We start from the raw sequence: 1,507 nt of genomic DNA, 5'->3' as shown, positions 1-1,507 counted from the left end.
GCCTTCACCGTTAATAGAATATAGTATACCCCCCTATATGATACGGAGGCGTAATCGTGCCACATTCACCTGAAGATAAAAAACGGGCGCTCAGCCGCGTAAGACNCATCCGCGGCCAGGTCGAAGCCCTTGAGCGCGCGCTGGAGTCCGGCGAGCCCTGTATGACTATTCTGCAGCAGATCGCCTCGATTCGCGGGGCGGCGAACGGCCTGATGGGCGAAATGGTGGAGATCCACCTGCAGGACGAGCTGGTCAGCGGCGACACCACCCCTGAGCAGCGGGCCGCGAGAATGGCAGAGGTCGGTCATCTGCTACGATCCTATTTAAAATAACATCACGACGAGGAAGAGACAGTTATGAAATCACGCGCAGCAGTGGCCTTCGGCCCCGGTCAGCCGTTAAAAATCGTTGAGATCGACGTCGCGCCGCCGAAAAAAGGCGAAGTTCTGGTGAAAATCACCCACACCGGGGTGTGTCATACCGATGCCTTCACCCTCTCCGGTGACGATCCGGAAGGTGTCTTCCCGGCGGTGCTGGGCCATGAGGGCGGCGGGATTGTCGTGGAAGTAGGCGAGGGCGTCACCAGCCTTAAGCCGGGCGATCACGTCATTCCGCTGTATACCGCCGAATGTGGCGAGTGCAAATTCTGTAAGTCGGGTAAAACCAACCTCTGTCAGGCGGTGCGTGCCACCCAGGGTAAAGGACTGATGCCGGACGGCACCACTCGTTTCTCGTACAATGGCGAACCGATCTATCACTATATGGGCACCAGCACTTTCAGCGAATATACGGTTTGCGCCGAGATTTCGCTGGCGAAAGTCAATCCGCAGGCGCCTTTGGATAAAGTGTGCCTGCTGGGCTGCGGCGTAACCACCGGTATCGGCGCGGTGCATAACACGGCGAAGGTCAAGGCCGGGGATAGCGTCGCGGTCTTTGGTCTGGGCGGCATTGGTCTGGCGGTGATCCAGGGCGCGGTGCAGGCGCAGGCCGGGCGCATTCTGGCGGTTGATACCAACCCGGATAAATTCACTCTCGCTAAAGAGATGGGCGCGACCGATTTTATCAATCCGAACGACTACGATAAGCCGATTCAGGATGTGATTGTTGAGCTGACCGACGGCGGGGTGGATTTCAGCTTCGAGTGCATCGGCAATGTAAATGTGATGCGCGCGGCGCTGGAGTGCTGCCATAAAGGCTGGGGTGAGAGCGTGATCATCGGTGTAGCCGGCGCCGGGCAGGAGATCAAGACCCGTCCGTTCCAGCTGGTGACCGGCCGCGTGTGGCGCGGTTCCGCCTTCGGCGGCGTAAAAGGGCGCAGTCAGCTGCCGGGCATGGTGGAAGACGCCATGGCGGGTAAAATTCGCCTCGATCCGTTTATTACCCATCGCCTGCCGCTGGAGCAGATTAACGAGGCCTTTGATCTGATGCATGAAGGTAAATCGATTCGCACCGTGATCCACTTTGGCGACCAGTAATCGCCGACGCTGAAGGCGAATCGTCACCCATA

Annotated in this window: 2 protein-coding genes; both read left to right on the top strand. The window is 58.4% G+C overall.

Annotation, left to right across the window (positions count from 1 at the left end):
• Positions 1 to 56: 56 nt before the first annotated feature.
• The gene (locus VZP09_RS09805) at positions 57 to 332 is read left to right on the top strand and encodes a metal/formaldehyde-sensitive transcriptional repressor (RefSeq protein WP_328795088.1); all 276 of its coding nucleotides are present in this window, start codon (positions 57 to 59) and stop codon (positions 330 to 332) included.
• A gap of 24 nt (positions 333 to 356) precedes the next feature.
• Positions 357 to 1,475, top strand: coding sequence for an S-(hydroxymethyl)glutathione dehydrogenase/class III alcohol dehydrogenase (locus VZP09_RS09800; protein WP_004143804.1), 1,119 nt, complete (start codon positions 357 to 359; stop codon positions 1,473 to 1,475).
• The last annotated feature ends 32 nt before the right edge of the window (positions 1,476 to 1,507 follow it).

The organism is Klebsiella sp. EMBS2024 (assembly GCF_036233805.1).
In the GTDB taxonomy this organism is placed as follows: domain Bacteria; phylum Pseudomonadota; class Gammaproteobacteria; order Enterobacterales; family Enterobacteriaceae; genus Klebsiella; species Klebsiella pneumoniae.
Note: the sequence above shows the minus strand (reverse complement) of the source record. Positions and strands in the feature narration are given on the sequence as shown.

What these genes read in the sequence shown, in the direction of transcription:
- VZP09_RS09800 (WP_004143804.1), top strand. Translation starts at nt 357, where the DNA reads ATGAAATCACGCGCAGCAGTGGCCTTCGGCCCCGGTCAGCCGTTAAAA.